The sequence below is a fragment of the Gordonia hydrophobica NBRC 16057 genome, from assembly GCF_001592365.1.
GTDB lineage: Bacteria > Actinomycetota > Actinomycetes > Mycobacteriales > Mycobacteriaceae > Gordonia > Gordonia hydrophobica.
On sequence record NZ_BCWU01000016.1, the window covers coordinates 43,418 to 60,215 of the forward strand.

17 protein-coding genes are annotated in these 16,798 nt (G+C 68.4%); 11 read left to right on the forward strand and 6 right to left on the reverse strand.

Annotated elements, in window-relative coordinates; genetic code table 11:
- The first annotated feature begins 12 nt into the window (after positions 1-12).
- The 6 genes from GH2_RS19840 to GH2_RS19865 are packed head-to-tail and all read left to right on the forward strand — an operon-like array spanning position 13 to position 8,476.
- Positions 13-3,735 (forward strand): nitrate reductase subunit alpha, encoded by a 3,723-nt coding sequence (locus GH2_RS19840; protein ID WP_066172102.1) that lies wholly within the window; start codon positions 13-15, stop codon positions 3,733-3,735.
- Complete coding sequence (narH, locus tag GH2_RS19845) at positions 3,735-5,396, forward strand: nitrate reductase subunit beta (RefSeq protein WP_066172103.1); 1,662 nt, start codon at positions 3,735-3,737, stop codon at positions 5,394-5,396. The genes GH2_RS19840 and narH overlap by 1 nt, the downstream gene beginning before the upstream one ends.
- A complete protein-coding gene (gene narJ, locus GH2_RS19850) occupies positions 5,393-6,154 on the forward strand; it encodes a nitrate reductase molybdenum cofactor assembly chaperone (RefSeq protein ID WP_066172104.1) in 762 nt (253 codons plus the stop codon). The genes narH and narJ overlap by 4 nt, the downstream gene beginning before the upstream one ends.
- Positions 6,154-6,900: a respiratory nitrate reductase subunit gamma gene (narI, locus tag GH2_RS19855; protein WP_066172105.1), complete on the forward strand. Its 747-nt coding sequence runs from the start codon at positions 6,154-6,156 to the stop codon at positions 6,898-6,900. The genes narJ and narI overlap by 1 nt, the downstream gene beginning before the upstream one ends.
- Positions 6,900-8,150 (forward strand): MFS transporter, encoded by a 1,251-nt coding sequence (locus GH2_RS19860; RefSeq protein WP_066172106.1) that lies wholly within the window; start codon positions 6,900-6,902, stop codon positions 8,148-8,150. The genes narI and GH2_RS19860 overlap by 1 nt, the downstream gene beginning before the upstream one ends.
- Positions 8,147-8,476 (forward strand): cupin domain-containing protein, encoded by a 330-nt coding sequence (locus tag GH2_RS19865; protein WP_066172107.1) that lies wholly within the window; start codon positions 8,147-8,149, stop codon positions 8,474-8,476. Before GH2_RS19860 ends, GH2_RS19865 begins: the two co-directional genes overlap by 4 nt.
- Before the next feature lie 17 nt (positions 8,477-8,493).
- Here the strand turns inward: GH2_RS19865 and GH2_RS19870 are convergent, their stop codons facing one another.
- The 5 genes from GH2_RS19870 to GH2_RS19890 form a co-directional block, all read right to left on the reverse strand.
- Entirely contained in the window at positions 8,494-9,411 is a 918-nt protein-coding gene (locus GH2_RS19870) for a LysR family transcriptional regulator (RefSeq protein ID WP_066172108.1), read from the reverse strand.
- Positions 9,412-9,561: 150 nt separating this feature from the next.
- Positions 9,562-10,656, reverse strand: coding sequence for a sulfate/molybdate ABC transporter ATP-binding protein (locus GH2_RS19875; RefSeq protein ID WP_244885443.1), 1,095 nt, complete (start codon positions 10,654-10,656; stop codon positions 9,562-9,564).
- Positions 10,632-11,420: an ABC transporter permease gene (locus GH2_RS19880; protein WP_066172109.1), complete on the reverse strand. Its 789-nt coding sequence runs from the start codon at positions 11,418-11,420 to the stop codon at positions 10,632-10,634. The genes GH2_RS19875 and GH2_RS19880 overlap by 25 nt, the downstream gene beginning before the upstream one ends.
- Positions 11,417-12,178 (reverse strand): molybdate ABC transporter substrate-binding protein, encoded by a 762-nt coding sequence (gene modA, locus GH2_RS19885; protein WP_066172110.1) that lies wholly within the window; start codon positions 12,176-12,178, stop codon positions 11,417-11,419. The genes GH2_RS19880 and modA overlap by 4 nt, the downstream gene beginning before the upstream one ends.
- Entirely contained in the window at positions 12,175-12,582 is a 408-nt protein-coding gene (locus tag GH2_RS19890; protein WP_066172111.1) for a TOBE domain-containing protein, read from the reverse strand. Before GH2_RS19890 ends, modA begins: the two co-directional genes overlap by 4 nt.
- Positions 12,583-12,783: 201 nt before the next feature.
- On the opposite strand from GH2_RS19890, the gene GH2_RS19895 reads away from it, so the two are divergent.
- From GH2_RS19895 to GH2_RS19915, 5 genes are read left to right on the forward strand one after another with little or no spacing between them, the layout of a single operon-like run.
- Entirely contained in the window at positions 12,784-13,986 is a 1,203-nt protein-coding gene (locus GH2_RS19895; protein WP_066172112.1) for a molybdopterin molybdotransferase MoeA, read from the forward strand.
- Entirely contained in the window at positions 13,983-14,456 is a 474-nt protein-coding gene (gene moaC / locus GH2_RS19900; RefSeq protein WP_084247654.1) for a cyclic pyranopterin monophosphate synthase MoaC, read from the forward strand. The genes GH2_RS19895 and moaC overlap by 4 nt, the downstream gene beginning before the upstream one ends.
- Entirely contained in the window at positions 14,453-15,031 is a 579-nt protein-coding gene (gene mobA, locus GH2_RS19905; protein ID WP_066172113.1) for a molybdenum cofactor guanylyltransferase, read from the forward strand. The genes moaC and mobA overlap by 4 nt, the downstream gene beginning before the upstream one ends.
- Positions 15,028-15,291, forward strand: a complete 264-nt coding sequence (locus GH2_RS19910; RefSeq protein WP_066172114.1) for a DUF6457 domain-containing protein — start codon at positions 15,028-15,030, stop codon at positions 15,289-15,291. Before mobA ends, GH2_RS19910 begins: the two co-directional genes overlap by 4 nt.
- Positions 15,288-15,524 carry a MoaD/ThiS family protein gene (locus GH2_RS19915; RefSeq protein WP_066172115.1) on the forward strand — a complete coding sequence of 79 codons (237 nt, stop codon included), beginning with the start codon at positions 15,288-15,290 and terminating at the stop codon, positions 15,522-15,524. The genes GH2_RS19910 and GH2_RS19915 overlap by 4 nt, the downstream gene beginning before the upstream one ends.
- A gap of 279 nt (positions 15,525-15,803) precedes the next feature.
- Here GH2_RS19915 and GH2_RS19920 read toward each other — a convergent pair whose 3' ends face one another.
- Positions 15,804-16,670, reverse strand: a complete 867-nt coding sequence (locus tag GH2_RS19920) for a type IV toxin-antitoxin system AbiEi family antitoxin domain-containing protein (RefSeq protein ID WP_244885444.1) — start codon at positions 16,668-16,670, stop codon at positions 15,804-15,806.
- Positions 16,671-16,798 lie beyond the last annotated feature (128 nt).

Consider the following 16,798-nt stretch of genomic DNA (forward strand, 5'->3'; position numbering starts at 1 on the left):
AGGGTGAGGGCCATGACCCAGTCCGACTCGGTCCAGGGACCGGCTGCCCAAGCACTTCTCGACATCGGCAAATTCTTCACCAAGTGGGACGAGACCAGCGACAGCCGCGCGGTGTTCCGCGAAGGCGGCCGTGCCGGCGACGTCTTCTATCGCGACCGGTGGAGCCACGACAAGATCGTCCGCTCCACACACGGCGTCAACTGCACCGGGTCGTGCTCGTGGAAGGTGTACGTCAAGGACGGCATCATCACGTGGGAGACGCAGCAGACCGACTACCCGAGCGTCGGCCCCGACCGGCCGGAGTATGAGCCCCGCGGCTGTCCCCGCGGGGCCGCTTTCTCCTGGTACACCTACTCCCCCACGCGCGTACGCCATCCGTACGCGCGTGGCGTGCTTCTGGAGATGTATCGCGAGGCCAAGAACCGCCTCGGAGATCCCGTCCTGGCGTGGGCCGACGTCGTCGGCGATCCCCTGCGCCGCCGCTCGTACCAGCAGGCGCGCGGCAAGGGCGGTCTGGTCCGCGTCACGTGGGAGGAGGCCACCGAGATGGCGGCCGCCGCCCACGTGCACACCATCAAGACCTACGGTCCCGACCGGTGCGCGGGCTTCTCGCCGATCCCCGCGATGTCGATCGTCAGCCACTGCGTCGGCACCCGCTTCATCCAGCTCATCGGCGGCGTCATGACGTCGTTCTACGACTGGTACGCCGACCTCCCCGTCGCCAGCCCGCAGGTCTTCGGCGACCAGACCGACGTTCCCGAGTCCGGCGACTGGTGGGATGCGTCGTATCTGATGATGTGGGGCTCCAACGTCCCCGTCACGCGCACCCCGGACGCCCACTGGATGGCCGAGGTCCGGTACCGCGGCACCAAGGTCGTGTCCGTCTCCCCCGACTACGCCGACAACACCAAGTTCGCCGACGAGTGGCTGCCCGCACAGGCCGGTACCGACGCCGCTCTCGCGATGGCGATGGGTCACGTGATCCTCAAGGAGTTCTACGTCGACCGACAGAACGCCGACGGCACATCGGGCACCCCGTTCTTCACTGACTTCACCCGCAAGTACACCGACCTCCCGTTCCTCATCCACCTCGACGAGCGCGACGGCACACTGGTGCCCGGCAAGTTCGTCACCTCCGACGAGCTCGGCGGCGCCACCGACGACGACCACTGGAAGACGGTCCTCGTCGACGACGAGACCGGGCGGCCGCACGTCCCGAACGGGACGCTCGGCGACCGCTACTCGGAGTCCGGCGAGGGCAGGTGGAACCTCGACCTGCAGGGGGTGACCCCGCGGCTGACTCTGCTCGACGAGCCCGACGTCGAGAACGTGGAGATCTCGTTCCCGTTGTTCGACGCCCCCGACGGCAGCGGCACGGTGGTGACCCGCGGCGTCCCCGCCCGACGGTTCAACGGTGGTCTGGTCACCACCGTCTACGACGCGCTCCTCGCGCAGTACGGCGTCGGCCGCGACGGCTTGCCCGGACAGTGGCCCACCGGCTACGACGACCCCACCAGTCCGTACACGCCCGCATGGCAGGCCGAGATCACCAGCGTCCCCGCCGAGGCCGCGATCCGCGTCGCCCGCGAGTTCGCCACCAACGCCGAGGAGTCCGGCGGCCGCTCCATGATCATCATGGGCGCAGGCATCTGCCAGTGGTTCCACGGCGACGCCACCTACCGCGCCATCCTCGCGATGCTGATCCTCACCGGCAGCATGGGTCGCAACGGCGGCGGGTGGGCGCACTACGTCGGTCAAGAGAAGTGCCGCCCGATCACCGGCTGGATCTCGCTGGCCAATGCGCTCGACTGGAGCAGGCCGCCACGCACCACGCCGGGGACGTCGTACTGGTACATGCACACCGATCAGTGGCGCAACGACGGCTATTCCACGTCGGCGCTCACCTCGCCGCTCTCGTCGGGAACGCTGGACGGGATGCACACCGCCGACGCGATCGCGCAGTCGGCGCGGCTCGGCTGGATGCCCTTCTATCCGCAGTTCTCTGCCAATCCCCTCGACGTGGCCGACGCCGCCCGCGCGGCCGTCGACGCCGGCGATGCGGCGAACCCGGCCGCGTATGTCGCGGACCGGCTGGTGGACGGCGGGCTCACTCCCGCGATCTCCGACATCGACGCCCCCGAGAACTGGCCTCGCACCCTGGTGCTGTGGCGGTCGAACCTGCTCGGCTCGTCGGCCAAGGGCAATGAGTACTTCCTGCGGCATCTGCTCGGCACCCATCACAACGTCCTCGGTCAGGAGAACCCGGAGGCGCCGCGGCCGAAGGAGGTGCGCTGGCACGACCAGGCGCCGGAGGGCAAACTCGACCTCCTGCTCTCGGCCGACTTCCGGATGACCTCGACCACGCTGCTGAGCGACATCGTCCTGCCGGCCGCCACCTGGTACGAGAAGCACGACCTCAGCTCCACCGACATGCACCCGTTCGTGCACGCCTTCAGCCCGGCGATCGATCCGCCGTGGGAGGCCAAGAGCGACTTCGATCTGTTCCATCGGCTCGCACAGGAACTGTCCCGGCAGGCGAAGACCCACCTGGGCACCCGCCACGACCTCGTCGCCACCGCCCTCCAGCACGACACCCCCGGCGAGACGGCACAGCCGCACGGGAAGGTGGTCGACTGGCGCGAGACCGGGAATCCCGCGAAGCCGGGGGTCAACACCCCGGTCTTCGCCGTGGTCGAACGCGATTATACGGCCATCGCCGACAAGCTCGCGACCGTCGGCCCGCTGGCCGACGAGCTCGGTTTCACCGTCAAGCACGTCACCTTCGACGTCGGCTCGCAGATGGGGAAGCTGGCGGCGTCGAACGGGGTGATGCCGCCGGGCCACGCCGGTGAGGGGCGGCCGGCGATCGACACCGACGCCAAGCTCGCCGAAGCCATCCTGCTGTTCTCCGGCACCACCAACGGCGAACTGGCCGTCGACGGCTTCACCAAACTGGAGCGTCGCGTCGGCAAGAAGCTCGCGGACCTCGCCGAGGGGTCGGAGGAGAAGCGGATCACCTTCGCCGACACGCAGGCCGCGCCGGTCCCGGTGATCACCTCGCCGGAGTGGTCCGGTTCGGAGACCGGCGGTCGTCGGTACGCACCGTTCACGGTCAACATCGAGCGTGACAAACCGTTCCACACGCTCACCGGGCGACTGCACTTCTATCTCGATCACGACTGGATGCTCGACATCGGGGAGGCGATGCCGATCTACCGGCCGCCGCTCGACATGCACCGGCTGTTCGGCGAACCGAAGCTGGGGCCGGACGGCAGCAAGGAGATCACCGTCCGCTTCCTGACGCCGCACAACAAGTGGTCCATCCACTCCGAGTACCAGGACAACCTGTTCATGCTGTCGCTCTCCCGCGGCGGTCCGACGGCCTGGTTGTCCGCGCAGGACGCGGCGTCGATCGACGTCCGCGACAACGACTGGATCGAGTGCGTCAACGCCAACGGCGTGTATGTGGCGCGCGCCGTCGTCAGCCACCGCATGCCCGAGGGCGTCTGCTACGTGCACCACGCGCAGGAACGCACCATCGACGTCCCGAAGTCGGAGGCCACCGGACGACGCGGGGGCATCCACAACTCCGCGACCCGGCTGCTGGTGAAGCCGTCGCACCTGATCGGCGGCTACGCGCAGCTGTCGTACGCGTTCAACTATCTCGGTCCGACGGGCAATCAGCGCGACATCGTCTCGACCATCCGGAAGCGCAGCCAGGAGGTGACGTACTGATGCGAGTCATGGCACAGGTCGCGATGGTGATGAACCTCGACAAGTGCATCGGATGCCATACCTGTTCGGTCACGTGCAAGCAGGCGTGGACCAACCGGGCGGGCACCGAGTACGTGTGGTTCAACAACGTGGAGACCCGGCCCGGCCAGGGCTATCCGCGACGGTACGAGGACCAGGAGGAGTGGAAGGGCGGCTGGCACCTCAACAAGAAGGGCAAGCTGCGGCTGCGGACCGGCGGGCGGCTGCAGAAGCTGTTCACCATCTTCCACAGTCCGGTCCAGCCCACGCTCGACGACTACTACGAGCCGTGGACGTACGACTACGAGACGCTGATCAACGCCCCGCTGGGCGACGACTTCCCCGTCGCCCGCCCCAAGTCGCTGATCACCGGTGAGGACACCAAGGTCACGTGGTCGGCCAACTGGGACGACAACCTCGGCGGCTCCATCGAGCACGGCGACCAGGATCCGATCGTCGCCAAGCTTCGACGCCAGTCCGAGGACAAGATCAAGTTCTCGTTCGAGCAGACGTTCATGTTCTACCTCCCTCGCATCTGCGAGCACTGCCTGAACCCGTCGTGCATGGCGTCGTGCCCGTCGGGCGCCATCTACAAGCGGGAGGAGGACGGCATCGTCCTGGTGGACCAGGATCGCTGCCGCGGCTGGCGGCAGTGCATCACCGGCTGCCCGTACAAGAAGATCTACTTCAATCACCGCTCGGGCAAGGCCGAGAAGTGCACGTTCTGCTATCCGCGCATCGAGGTCGGACAACCCACCGTCTGCGCCGAGACCTGCGTCGGGCGGCTGCGCTACATCGGCATCTTCCTGTACGACGCCGACGCCGTCACCGCCGCCGCATCGGTGCCGAACGAACAAGACCTGTACGAGGCCCAGCTGGAGTTGATGCTGGATCCGACCGACCCCGAGGTGATCCGCCAGGCCAAGGCGAACGGGATTCCCGACGAGTGGCTCGACGCCGCTCGGCGCTCCCCGGTGTATGCGCTCGCCAAGAAGTACAAGGTGGCGCTGCCGCTGCATCCGGAGTACCGGACCATGCCGATGGTCTGGTACATCCCACCGCTGTCGCCGATCGTCGATCTGCTCGCCGAGCAGGGGCACGACGGCGAGGACCGCGACAATCTGTTCGGCGCCATCGAATCGCTCCGCATCCCGGTCGAGTACCTGGCGGAGCTGCTCACCGCGGGCGATACCGACCTCATCGAGTTCGTGCTGCAGAAGTTGGCATCGATGCGGTCGTACATGCGCGATGTGAACCTCGGGCGGGAGACCAATCCGCAGATTCCGAACAGCGTCGGCATGAGCGAGGAGGAGATGTTCGAAATGTATCGACTCCTCGCGATCGCCAAGTACGACGACCGCTATGTGATCCCCACGGCCCATCACGAGCAGGCGCATCGGCTCGAGGAGACCGCCTGCCCGGTCGACTACGACGATGAGTTCAGCCACTACGGATCAGGCGCGTTCGGCGAGATGAGCGGCCGCCCGGTGCCGGTCTCGGTGGAGACCTTCGAAGCGCTCAAGCAGCGGCAGACGTCCGACACCGCGGCGGGCGACGCCGTCCTGCGCGGGCGGACCAACCTGCTGAACTGGGACGGCAACGGCGCGCCGGAGGGTCTGTTCCCGAAGGCGGACCGGTCATGAGGCTGCTGTCGCGCCGTCGTTCCCCGGCCCGCGTCGACTGGCGGGTGACGCATCAGGTGGCCGCCTGGTGCCTCGGTTATCCCGACGAGAACCTGTTCGGTCGGCTCGACCTGATGCGCGCCGCGCTCGCCGAACAGGAGGCGACCGAGGCGAGCGATCCGCTGCATCGCTTCCTGACGCACGCCGAGACCGGCGATCGCGCGGCGTTGGCGCAGCACTACACCGACGTCTTCGACCTCTCCCGCAAACGGACCCTGTACCTGTCGTACTGGTCGTCGGGCGACACCCGGCAGCGCGGCGCCGTCCTCGCCGAGTTCAAACAGCTCTACCGGGACAGTGGATTCGTCGTGGACCTGCACGGCGAACTCCCCGACCATCTGCCGATCGTCCTCGAGTTCACCGCGCTGGCCGACCCCGAGCGCGGCGCCTCGGTCCTCGCCGACCACCGCGCCGCACTCGAACTGATCCGATTCGCTCTGCTCGACGCGGCGTCGCCCTACGCCGACGTGCTGGCCGCGGTCTGCGCGACGCTGCCCGGCGATTCGCCGCCGGACCGCGCGGCGGCCATCGCGATGGGACCGCGGCGGCCGGCCGTGGAAGCGGTGGGGCTCGAGCCCTACGGCTCGTGGGCGCCCACGGTCGACGCCGACGGCTCCCCGGCCCCGCGGCTGCTCCCCCTCTTCACCGACACCGAATCCACCGACTCAGAACTCTTCACCGACCCAGGGCTCTTCAACGACTCAGAAAAGGCATTCTGATGGGCATCTTCCTGTGGGGCGTGCTGCCGTACATCACGCTGCTCTGCGTGATCGGCGGGACCGTCTGGCGCTACCGCTACGACAAGTTCGGCTGGACCACGCGCTCGTCCGAACTCTACGAATCACGGCTGCTGCGCATCGGCAGCCCCCTGTTCCACTACGGCATCCTGGCCGTCATCGCCGGCCACGCGATGGGGCTGATCATCCCGGAGTCGTGGACGTCGGCGATCGGCATCACCGAGACCATGTATCACTGGGTCGCGGCGGTCGGCGGCATCATCGCCGCGATCGCCGCCGTCGTCGGTGTCGCGATCCTCATCTACCGCAGGCGCACCGTCGGACCGGTGTTCGTCGCCACCACCCGCAACGACAAACTGATGTACGCGGTCCTCGTGGCCGCACTCGTCGCGGGCACCTACATCACCATCGTCGGCATGATCGATCCGCACGGCGAGGGCGTCGACTACCGCACCACCGTCTCGCCCTGGTTCCGATCAGTGTTCGCCTTCCAACCCGACGTCAGCGCGATGGAAGCCGCGCCGCTGCGCTTCCACATCCACGTGGTGATCGGCATGCTGATGTTCATCCTGGTGCCGTTCACTCGGCTGGTGCACATCTTCACCGCACCACTGCACTACCTGTTCCGCCCGTACATCGTCTACCGCCGCAAGGACGCGCGGCCCGCTCCGGGCAATGCGCCGAGCCGTCGCGGCTGGGATCCCGTCGGCGTGAAGGACCGTGACTGATGACCACTCCCGACCAGGCCGCTCCCGCCGGGATCGACAGAGCCGCCCAGACCCGCAACCTGATCCTCGCGACCGCCGCGTTCACCATCTCGTTCTGGGCGTGGAACCTGATCGCACCGCTCGCCAAGTTCTACGCGGACTCCGACCAGATGGCGCTGGGCGCCACGCAGAGGTCGGTCCTCATCGCCGTGCCGATCCTCGTCGGTTCGCTCGGCCGCATCGTCGTCGGCGTGCTCACGCCCCGGTTCGGCGGCCGGATCATGTTCACCGTACTGCTCCTGATCTCGGCCCCGTTCGTGGTGCTCGTCGCCGTCGCGGGCAGCCTGAAGTCGTACCCGATGATGATCGTGATCGGCTTCTTCCTCGGCATCGCGGGCACCAGTTTCGCGGCGGGCATTCCCTTCCTGAACAGCTGGTACGAGGCGAGTCGTCGCGGTTTCGCGACCGGTGTGTTCGGTGCGGGCATGGGCGGCACCGCCCTCTCTGCGTTCTTCACTCCGCGCTTCCAGGAGTGGTTCGGCTACGTCACCACCCACCTGATCATCGCCGTAGCACTGGTCGTGATGGCCGCGGTCTGTTGGAGCATGATGCGCGACGCCCCCGCCTGGACCCCGAACACCGAACCCGCCGTGCCGAAGCTGCTCAGCGCGCTCAAACTGCCGATCACCTGGCAGATGTCGTTCCTATACGCCGCGGCGTTCGGCGGGTTCGTCGCCTTCTCCACCTACCTGCCGACGTATCTCAACGACGTCTACGCGATCGCTGATCTGACATCGGCGGGCGCCCGCACCGCGGGCTTCGCGATCGCCGCCGTCATCGCCCGCCCGCTCGGCGGTGCGCTGTCGGACAAGTTCGGCCCGCGGGTCATCACGGCGATCTCGTGCGGCGGCGCCGCACTCCTCGCGGTCTGGATGATCACCAAACCGTCGATGGGCAGCGGCCTGGCCGCGACCGACTTCATCCTGATGGCCGTCATGATGGGCATGGGATCGGGTTCGGTGTTCGCGTGGGTCGCCGTCGCCTCACCGCCGGCACGGGTCGGGGCGGTGACCGGCCTGGTCGGCGCCGCGGGCGGCCTCGGCGGCTTCTTCCCGCCGCTGGTGATGGGCGCCACCTACAACGCCGCGGAGCACTCGTACACCATCGGCCTGGCGCTGCTGGTGGCGTTCGCCGCCGTCGCCTGCCTGTTCACGCTGTTCGGCATCCCCCGCAGCGCCGACGAGGACGATCGAGAAGGAGTGCGTTCATGACCGATGTCCAGTTGCCCGCACTGGTCGACGAGTTGCTCGCCGAAGCCCGCGCCGCCGGATCGGGCCGCGCGGCCCGCACCGTGCGCGGTCATACCGATCACCGCCTGCGGCAGACCGTGATCGCGCTGTGCGGCGGTTCCGAACTGTCCGATCACGAGAGCCCCGGCGAGGCGACGCTCCAGGTACTCGCAGGAACAGTCCGACTCACCGCGCCCGACGGCGACTGGTCCGGTGGCCCCGGGTCCCTCACCGACATTCCGCCGGTCCGGCACGGCCTCGTCGCCGACACCGACGCCGCCGTCCTGCTGACCGTCGCGCTGTCGTAGCGCAGCACCGCACCGACCTAACTCGGTGCCTCCCGCTGCTGGTGTTCTTTGACGCGCTTGCGCACGAGCGCAGCCATCCCGCCGATGGTCTTGCGCGCGGTGAGCGCCGGTGTCAGTGCGACGAGGAAGACCGTGTTGATGGGTGCTTCGCGATCCTCGACGAGGCGGACCAGACGGCCGTCGGCCACCTCCTTCGCCACCAGATAGCTCGGCAGCACCGACATCCCGAAGCCGTCCAGCACGGCCCGCTTCACCGCAAGGAGATCGGGCACCACCAGGTCGGCGTCGAAGAGCGGTTCGGCGCCGAACACCGCGTTCCAGAACCGACGGATGATTGCCAGTTCGCGATTGAACGCAACCATCGGGACGGTCGAGAGCTGCGAGACCGACCCCTTCGGTATCGGCAGGTCGGGTGAGGCCACCAGCCAGAACTCCTCGTCCGCGATCGGCCACGCCGTCACGTCCGGGTTGCGCGGCCGAATGGTCGAGACCACGAGGTCGAGCTTGCCCGACCGCAGGTCCGTGAGAAGTTCGGTGGAGGCGTCGAATCTCAGTTGCAGTTTCGGCAGTCGGCCCGCATCTTGCGCCAGGGCAGGCAGGATCACCGGGATCATCAGTTCTCGTGGACCGCCGAAGCGAACCTCGCGCAACACGGTTGTCCGCTGCTGGTCGCTGATGAAGAACCGGTCGATGTGGTCGACTTGATCGGCGACGCTGACCGCCACCTCGTGCCCGTACGCCGTCGGCGTCACACCATTCACGTCGCGGGTGAACAGCGGACTGCCGAACCAGTTCTCCAGCGAGCCGATGTGATTGGTGATCGTCGGCTGCGACAACTCCAGGCTCCGCGCGGCGGCGCTGAACGAGCCGGCGCGGTACACCGTCACGAAGGTGCGCAGTTGGTCGAGGGACGGCCGTCTCCGTGGGGCGGTCATCGGTGGACCCGCATGTCGTACTGTGCTCCGCTCTCGTCACCCCGACTTGTGCGCTCCAGCGCCTGCCCCCTGCGCCGCGTGTGTCTGACGGCTGGTCCATGATTATTCAACGAAACACTCATTACCGGCGAGTAGGACCAATGTGGCCATTCACTCAGGCGGGTCGGCGGCGACGAGCACCGGGGACCGCGTCGACGCCGCGCGCGCCGCACGCACCCGCATCCCCACCGGGGTGAACCACGCCCGCTCTCCGGCCGCGGGAGGCGCGGTCCCCTCCGGAAGTTCGGCCACTAGCCCCGCTTCGCTCTCCACGCGGACGCGCCCGGAGTGCACCGACAGCGCCCGCACCCGACTGCGAATCGCACCCGAGGTGGCGGACAGGGTCACATCCTGCGGCACCACGATCCCGAACGCGGCGTCGCCGGGCGCGATGTCGCCGTCGACGATCCCCAGCAGCACATCGTCGCCGACCACCAGCGCACCGCCATCCCACGTTCCGTGGACCACGCTGTACCCGGCGAGAGCCGCGGTGAACGGATGCCGCGGCGACGCCGTCAGCGCGGCGGGCGTGGTCTGTTCGACGACGGTCCCGGCGTCGAGCACCAGGCAGCGGCTCGCCGCCTGCCACGCATCCGACAGTTCGTGGGTCACCAGCACGCTCGTGGTCTCGGTCCGGGCGAGTTCGTCGGCCAGCATGCGTCGAATGGTCGGAGCGCTCTCGGCGTCGAGTGCGGCGAAGGGCTCGTCGAGCAGGAGCACATCGGGCTCCGCAGCCAGCGCGCGGGCGATCGCGACCCGCTGCTGCTGTCCGCCCGACAGCCGCGTCGGCCGCCACCCGCCGACGTCGGGCAGCTCGATCCGCTCCAGCCAGGCATCCGCGATCGCTCGCGCCTCCCGCCTCGACCGTCCCTGCGAACGCGGGCCGAACGCCAGGTTCTCGCGCACGCTCAGATGGGGAAACAGTCGTGGCTTCTGCTCCAGCAGCGCGATCCGTCGATGCTCGGGCGGCACATGTGTGGCACCGTCGTCGACGATGCGGTCATCGATCCGGATCTCGCCGGTCATGGTCACCAGTCCGGCGAGCGCACCGAGGATCGTCGACTTGCCCGCGCCGTTGGGCCCCAGAATCGCGAGGCAGTCGCCTGCCGGGACGTCGAACTGCGCCGACAGCACGAAGCTCGGCCGATCGACGGTGATCTGCGCCCGCAACGTCCGCCCGGTCATCGGATCGCGTCCGGTCGCCACGACCTCAGCCCCAGCACGATCACCGCGGTGCTCACCAACAGGAGCAACGACAGCGCGACGGCCGAATCCTGCGTCACGCCGACCCCGTTGAAGGCGGTGTAGATCGCCAGCGGCATGGTTCGGGTGACGCCCGGCGAGTTGCCTGCGAACAGGGCGGTGGCGCCGAACTCGCCGAGCGCACGGGCGAACGCGAGGGCCGCGCCGGCCGCCAGACCGGGCAGCACCAGCGGCAGGGTGATCCGCCCCAGCACCCGCCACCGCCCGGCGCCCAGCGTCGCCGCGATCTGCTCATAGCCGCCGTCGGCCGTCCGCAGCGCACCCTCGAGCGTGATCACGTAGAAGGGCATCGCGACGAACGACTGCGCCACGACCACCGCGGCGGTCGTGTACGGGAGGCTGTATCCGGTCGCCTCGAACAACGGTTTCCCGACCAGTCCCGACCGCCCCAGCAGGGCCAACAGGGCCAAGCCGCCGACCATCGGCGGCAGCACCAGGGGAATCAACACCACCGCGCGCAACACCGATGCCCGCCGTCGGGGTGAGCGCGCGATCATCACCGCCAGCGGCGTACCGAGCGCGACGCAGACAGCTGTTGCACACGCGGCCGTCACCAGCGACAGGCCCAACGCCGTCATCGACGCGGAGGAGAACAAGTCCTCGCCGAGCGTGCTCCACCGCACCCTCGAGACCAGCCCGATGATCGGCGCGACGAGCAGCGCCAGCGCGATCAGGGCGGGAACGTAGAGGGGTTTGGGAATGGTCACGGCACGTTGAAACCGTACTGTTCCAGGACCTTTCGTCCAGTCTCGGAGAGGACGAAGTCGACGAACGCCTGCGCGGCGGCAGCCGACGGCGCGTTGTTGGTCACGGCGATCGGGTACCGGTTGACCACCGCGTCGGCACCGTCCGGAGTGATGCCCGTCAGAGCGTCTCCGGCCGCGGCGACGTCGGTCTTGTAGACCAGCCCGGCGTCGGCCTCGCCCTGCTTCACGCGGGTGACGACCGAGGTCACGTTGGTCTCCTCGCTGACCGGCGTGACCGTCACCTTCGCATTGCCGAGCAGGGTCTGTGACGCCTTGCCGCAGGGCACCGCGGGCGCGCACAACACCGTGCTCACGCCGGGCTTGGCGAGATCGGCGAGGGTGGTGATGTTCTTGGGATTGCCCGGGGCGACAGCGATCTGCAGGGTGTTGGTCGCGAAGATCGTGCCCGCGTCGGTGATGCCCTTCTCGGTGACCGGCGTCAGACTCGACTCGTTGGCGAAGGCGACCACATCCACGTCGGCGCCTTCGACGATCTGGGTGGCGAGGGCCTGCGAGCCGTCGTAGACGATCGGTGCCACCGAGTACTGGGTGTTGGCCGTGTGGAACTGTTCGGCGAGGTCGTCGAAGACACCCTGCAGTGACGCTGCCGCGAAGATCGTGATCGCGCCGCCGTCTGCCTGGCTGTCGTCGCTGGTTCCGCCGCACCCCGCCAGCACCAGCGCCAAGGCAGAGAGGAGGGCGAGCAGTTTCTTGGTCATGCACGAGCTCCTGTCTGCGTTTCGACGACCACGGTCGTCGCCTTCACGGTGGCGGTGGCGAGCGATCCGATCTCCAGTCCCAGCTCGCGCACGGCCTCGGTGGACATCAGCGACACCACCCGATGCGGTCCGCACCGCATCTCCACCTGGCTCATCACCGGATCGGACTGCACGTGGGTGACGATGCCGACGAACCGGTTGCGGGCACTGGTCGCGCGGTCGATCGGGTCGTGCTGCGCGGTCTCCTCGGCGGTCAGAAACGCGGCGAGATCGGCGCCGTCGATCACCGCGCGTCCACTGTCGTCGGTCTGGGACGGGAGGCGCCCCTGATCGGTCCACCGGCGCAGCGTGTCGTCACTGACGCCGAGGAGCTCGGCAGCTTCGCGAATCCGAAATGCGGTCACACTGAGAGAATCTATCCGCAATCACAGGTTGTTCGCACGCTTAGGCCCGCATCTGCGACTTTCGTCCCACATCGGCGGCCCTGCCTCCGGTCCGGTTGTATCGTGTGTGGCCCTCCCGCCTTCCGACCGTGTGATCGCTCGCGGTCGGCCGCAGGCAGGCTAGGCTTGCGTCATGGCTGCTGCCGCCCTTCGGGGGCCGAAGTGATCACCGTCGACGAACACCGCGCACGCATTCTCGCTGCCACCGAACCGCTGGCCGCCATCGGCCAGTTGGCGATCGATTCCACCGGCCTCGTGCTGGCCGACGACGTCGTGAACCGGTGGCCGGTACCGCTTTTCGACAACTCCGGAATGGACGGCTATGCGGTGCGCCGCGCCGATGCCACCGTCGGCGCCACCCTGCGAGTGGTCGCCGATGTCCCCGCGGGCAGCGCCGAGGATCCTCCGATCGGTCCCGGCGAAGCGGTACGCATCATGACCGGTGCACCCGTCCCGTCCGATGCGAACGCGATCGTGCCGCTGGAGCACACCGACCTCGGCACGCAGGTCCGGGCCGACGCGCCGGAGGCCATCGTCATCACCGAACGGCCACGCAAAGCCGCCCACATCCGTCGCGCCGGAGAGGACACCGCGGCCGGATCCGTCGCCGTCGCCGCGGGCACCGTGCTCGGCCCGTGGCAGTTGTCGGCGATCGCCTCCGCCGGGCACGAGATCATCCGCGTCCAACGCAAGCCGCGCGTCGCCATCATCTCCACCGGCTCCGAGCTCATCGATCCGTCGGGCAGTCCCGAACGCGGTCAGATCCCGGAGTCCAACTCCATCCTGCTGTCCGCGGCCGTCCAGCAGGCGGGTGCGCAGGTGTGCAGCGTGACCCGGGTGCCCGACGACGAGCACGCCCTGAACTCGGTCCTCGCCGGACTGGACGCCGACGTGATCGTCCTGACCGGCGGCGCCAGCGTCGGCGCCTTCGACGTCGTCAAGGCGGTCCTCGACGGCGTCGGGAGCATCGAGTTCACCACCGTCGCCATGCAGCCGGGCAAGCCGCAGGGCTTCGGGCTCACCGACGACGGCGTCCCGGTCTTCTGCCTGCCAGGCAACCCGGTCAGTGTCGCGGTGTCGTTCGAGATGTTCGTCCGCCCCGCGCTGCGCCAGCTGGCCGGACACCACGACATCGACCGTCCGCGCATCACCCGCCGCGCCTCCGTCGGGTGGCGGCGGCGGTCGGACCGGATGCAGATTCTGCCGGTGGTCTACGACGACGAGACCGTCCGTCCCGCCTCCCGCGGCGGGAGCGGCTCCCATCTGGTGACCAGCCTCGCCGACGCCTCCGCGCTCGCCCTGGTGCCCGCTGCCGTCGACGATGTGGCCGAAGGCGATCCGATCACGGTGATGGTGCTCGAGTGAGCGACCAGCACTTCACCCACCTCGACGCGGCGGGCCAGGCCCGCATGGTGGACGTGACCGAGAAGGCGCCGACGGTTCGCAGCGCCACCGCCGCCGGGTTCGTCCGCTGTTCGCCGCCGATCGTCACTGCCCTGCGCGACGGCACCGTGCCGAAGGGCGACGTCCTCGCCGTCGCGCGGATCGCCGGGATCGCTGCGGCCAAGCGGACTCCCGACCTGCTGCCGCTGGCGCACGTGATCGGCGTGCACGGCGCGAGCGTCCACCTGGAGATCGGCGACGAGGGCGTCACCGTCTCCGCGACGGTCCGCACCGCCGACCGCACCGGGGTGGAGATGGAGGCGCTGACCGCGGTCAGCGTCGCCGCGCTCGCCCTGGTCGACATGGTCAAGGGACTCGACAAGTCCGTCGAGATCGAGAACATCCGACTGCTGCGCAAGACCGGCGGCAAGAGCGGCGACTGGGTCCGATGATCGCCGCGATCATCCTCGCCGGCGGTCGTGCCAGTCGGTTGGGCGGCGCCGACAAGGCTGCGATCGACGTCGACGGTCGACCGCTGATCGACGCCGCGTACGCCGCCGTCTCCGGAGCCTCGCCGGTGATCGCCGTCGGCCCGCCGTCCATCGCGCGGAGCGGAGTGATCGTCGTGCAGGAGGATCCGCCGTTCGGCGGGCCGGTCGCCGGCGTCGCCACTGCCATCACTGCCCTCGCGGACACCGATTCGCCGGCCGAGACGTGGCTGCTGGCCTGCGACCTCCCCCGCGCCGAACTCATCGTCGCGCAGTTGCGTGACGTGCCGATCCCCGAGGATGCCGACGGCGTGATCCTCACCGACCAGACCGGGCGAGAGCAGTGGCTGGCCGGCCGCTACCGACTGTCGTCGCTGCGCAGCGCCCTGGACGCCCTGCCCGAGGTCGCCGGCGTGTCGATGCGCCGACTCTTGGCCGTGATGAGCATCCACACCATCGCGGACCGGGTCGGTGCCACACTGGACCTCGACACCTGGGACGACGTAGAGCAGTACCGAGATCAGGAGGATCCCGTATGACCACGTATCCGCCCGGCCTGGACCGGTGGGCCGCCGAGCTCGCCCCCGCGTTGGGGCTCGCCGAGACCGAGGTGCCGACCGCGCTTCTGCTCGAGGTGACCCGAGATGTCGCGCACGCCGTCCTGCGGCCCGCCGGCCCCATCACCACCTACCTGATCGGTCTGGCCGTCGCGAACGGGATGAGCGCTGACGACGCCGCCGCCAAGGTCCGCGCGTTGGTCGAGGCCAAGGAACAGGCCCGTGAGGAAGCGCCTGAGTGATCATCCGCTACTTCGCCGGCGCGGCGGAAGCCGCGGGCCGTAAGGAGCAGTCGTTCGACGGCGCCCTGACCGTCGGCGAGCTCAAGCAACGCCTGTCGGACGAGCACGGCCCGGAGTTCGCCCGCGTCCTGACGGCCTGTTCAGTGTTGGTCGACGGCACCCGTGCCACGGATGAGACGTTCGCCGCCGCCGCCGCGACGGTCGATCTCCTCCCGCCGTTCGCAGGCGGGTAGGCGCTCACCCCACGCTGCTCGAGCCGCAACCCCTCCCAGCCTGACCTAGCCACTGGCCGAGCCACACCACCCCACGCTGGTCGAGCCGCTCGGGGACGAAGTCACAGAGCGTGTCGAGACCGCCGCGGTCACTCAAGCCGCGTCGAGCACAACCACTCAACCGATGCGCTGATTCGTCGCCACCGATCGCTCGATCTCAATCTTCACACCGATGGGACACATTCGACGGTCGGTCGGTTCTGCCACACGTCGCGATCACAATCTTCCTGCTCTGATCGCTCACTCCGAGGGCAGAGTTCCCTCGGAGGTCGTCATTCGGACAGATCTTTCGACGAGTGCCTTTGCCTCACGTGACCGCGCGCGGTGTCGGTCCCGCTTGGTGATCGCCCGAATGTCCGCCAGTGTCTGGTCCCAGCCGTAGATGATGTCGTCGTAGGTCAGGCGCAGCGTGAGCCACCCGTCGATCATGGTCTGGCGGTCACGACGCCGATCACGCTCGTAGTCCTCTTTGGAGGAGTGGTAGAGCATGCTGTCGCATTCGAGCACCAAGATGCCGACCCGCAGATCGGCCAAGCCCACGCCGGGGATCGCCGGTTGGACCACCACGTCGAAGCCAAGTGACTGCAGTCGAACTCGCGTCATGCTCTCGGTCCCGGACATGCAGCGGCCATCCGTGCGTCCCAGCCACTCGCGGACCACGGCGCCGGAGTCCCCGAAGCACGCCTTGAGGTCTTCGAAAGTTGTGGCGCCGCTGTGTAGGTACGAGTCGCAGACAGCAATCCATTCGTCCATCTCCAGACATCGCGCTGCGCACAGCAAGGCCGCCTCCACCGAGTCCACCGCGCATCGGGCTGTCGGCAGTGAACCGACCAACGGTGTGCAGGCTTTGTTCTTCCCGCGCATCCCGCGGTTCCGCCGCAAGTGAAGGCGCCGGTCGTGGCCTGGCGGGACCCACGCCTCATGGAACGTCAGTGCGTCCACGCAGGTGAGAACTCCGCCGTCTCGAACCGCCGACGCCACGTTCGCATCATGCGATCTGATCGCGAACCACCCCGGTCGCAACCGAATCAGATCCCCGCTCTTCAGCAGTGCCGCCAACAGTTTGTTGTCGATGCCCTTCGCTGCCAGCTCCCGCCGCGTGTACACGCCCGAATCCTTCATACAGATTGGACGCGGCCGCTGCGGCTTCGGTTCCACAACTCGCCGAGACAGCGAAACTTTTGCGCTGTCAGCGCACGCCTCCGACAATATTCCGGCAGCCCGTCCGATAGGAG

Coding starts and splice junctions, on each gene's coding strand:
- GH2_RS19860 (WP_066172106.1), top strand. CDS start 6,900: ATGACCACTCCCGACCAGGCCGCTCCCGCCGGGATCGACAGAGCCGCC.
- narJ (WP_066172104.1), top strand. CDS start 5,393: ATGAGGCTGCTGTCGCGCCGTCGTTCCCCGGCCCGCGTCGACTGGCGG.
- mobA (WP_066172113.1), top strand. CDS start 14,453: ATGATCGCCGCGATCATCCTCGCCGGCGGTCGTGCCAGTCGGTTGGGC.
- narI (WP_066172105.1), top strand. CDS start 6,154: ATGGGCATCTTCCTGTGGGGCGTGCTGCCGTACATCACGCTGCTCTGC.
- GH2_RS19840 (WP_066172102.1), top strand. CDS start 13: ATGACCCAGTCCGACTCGGTCCAGGGACCGGCTGCCCAAGCACTTCTC.
- GH2_RS19865 (WP_066172107.1), top strand. CDS start 8,147: ATGACCGATGTCCAGTTGCCCGCACTGGTCGACGAGTTGCTCGCCGAA.
- GH2_RS19910 (WP_066172114.1), top strand. CDS start 15,028: ATGACCACGTATCCGCCCGGCCTGGACCGGTGGGCCGCCGAGCTCGCC.
- GH2_RS19870 (WP_066172108.1), bottom strand. CDS start 9,411: ATGACCGCCCCACGGAGACGGCCGTCCCTCGACCAACTGCGCACCTTC.
- modA (WP_066172110.1), bottom strand. CDS start 12,178: ATGACCAAGAAACTGCTCGCCCTCCTCTCTGCCTTGGCGCTGGTGCTG.
- narH (WP_066172103.1), top strand. CDS start 3,735: ATGCGAGTCATGGCACAGGTCGCGATGGTGATGAACCTCGACAAGTGC.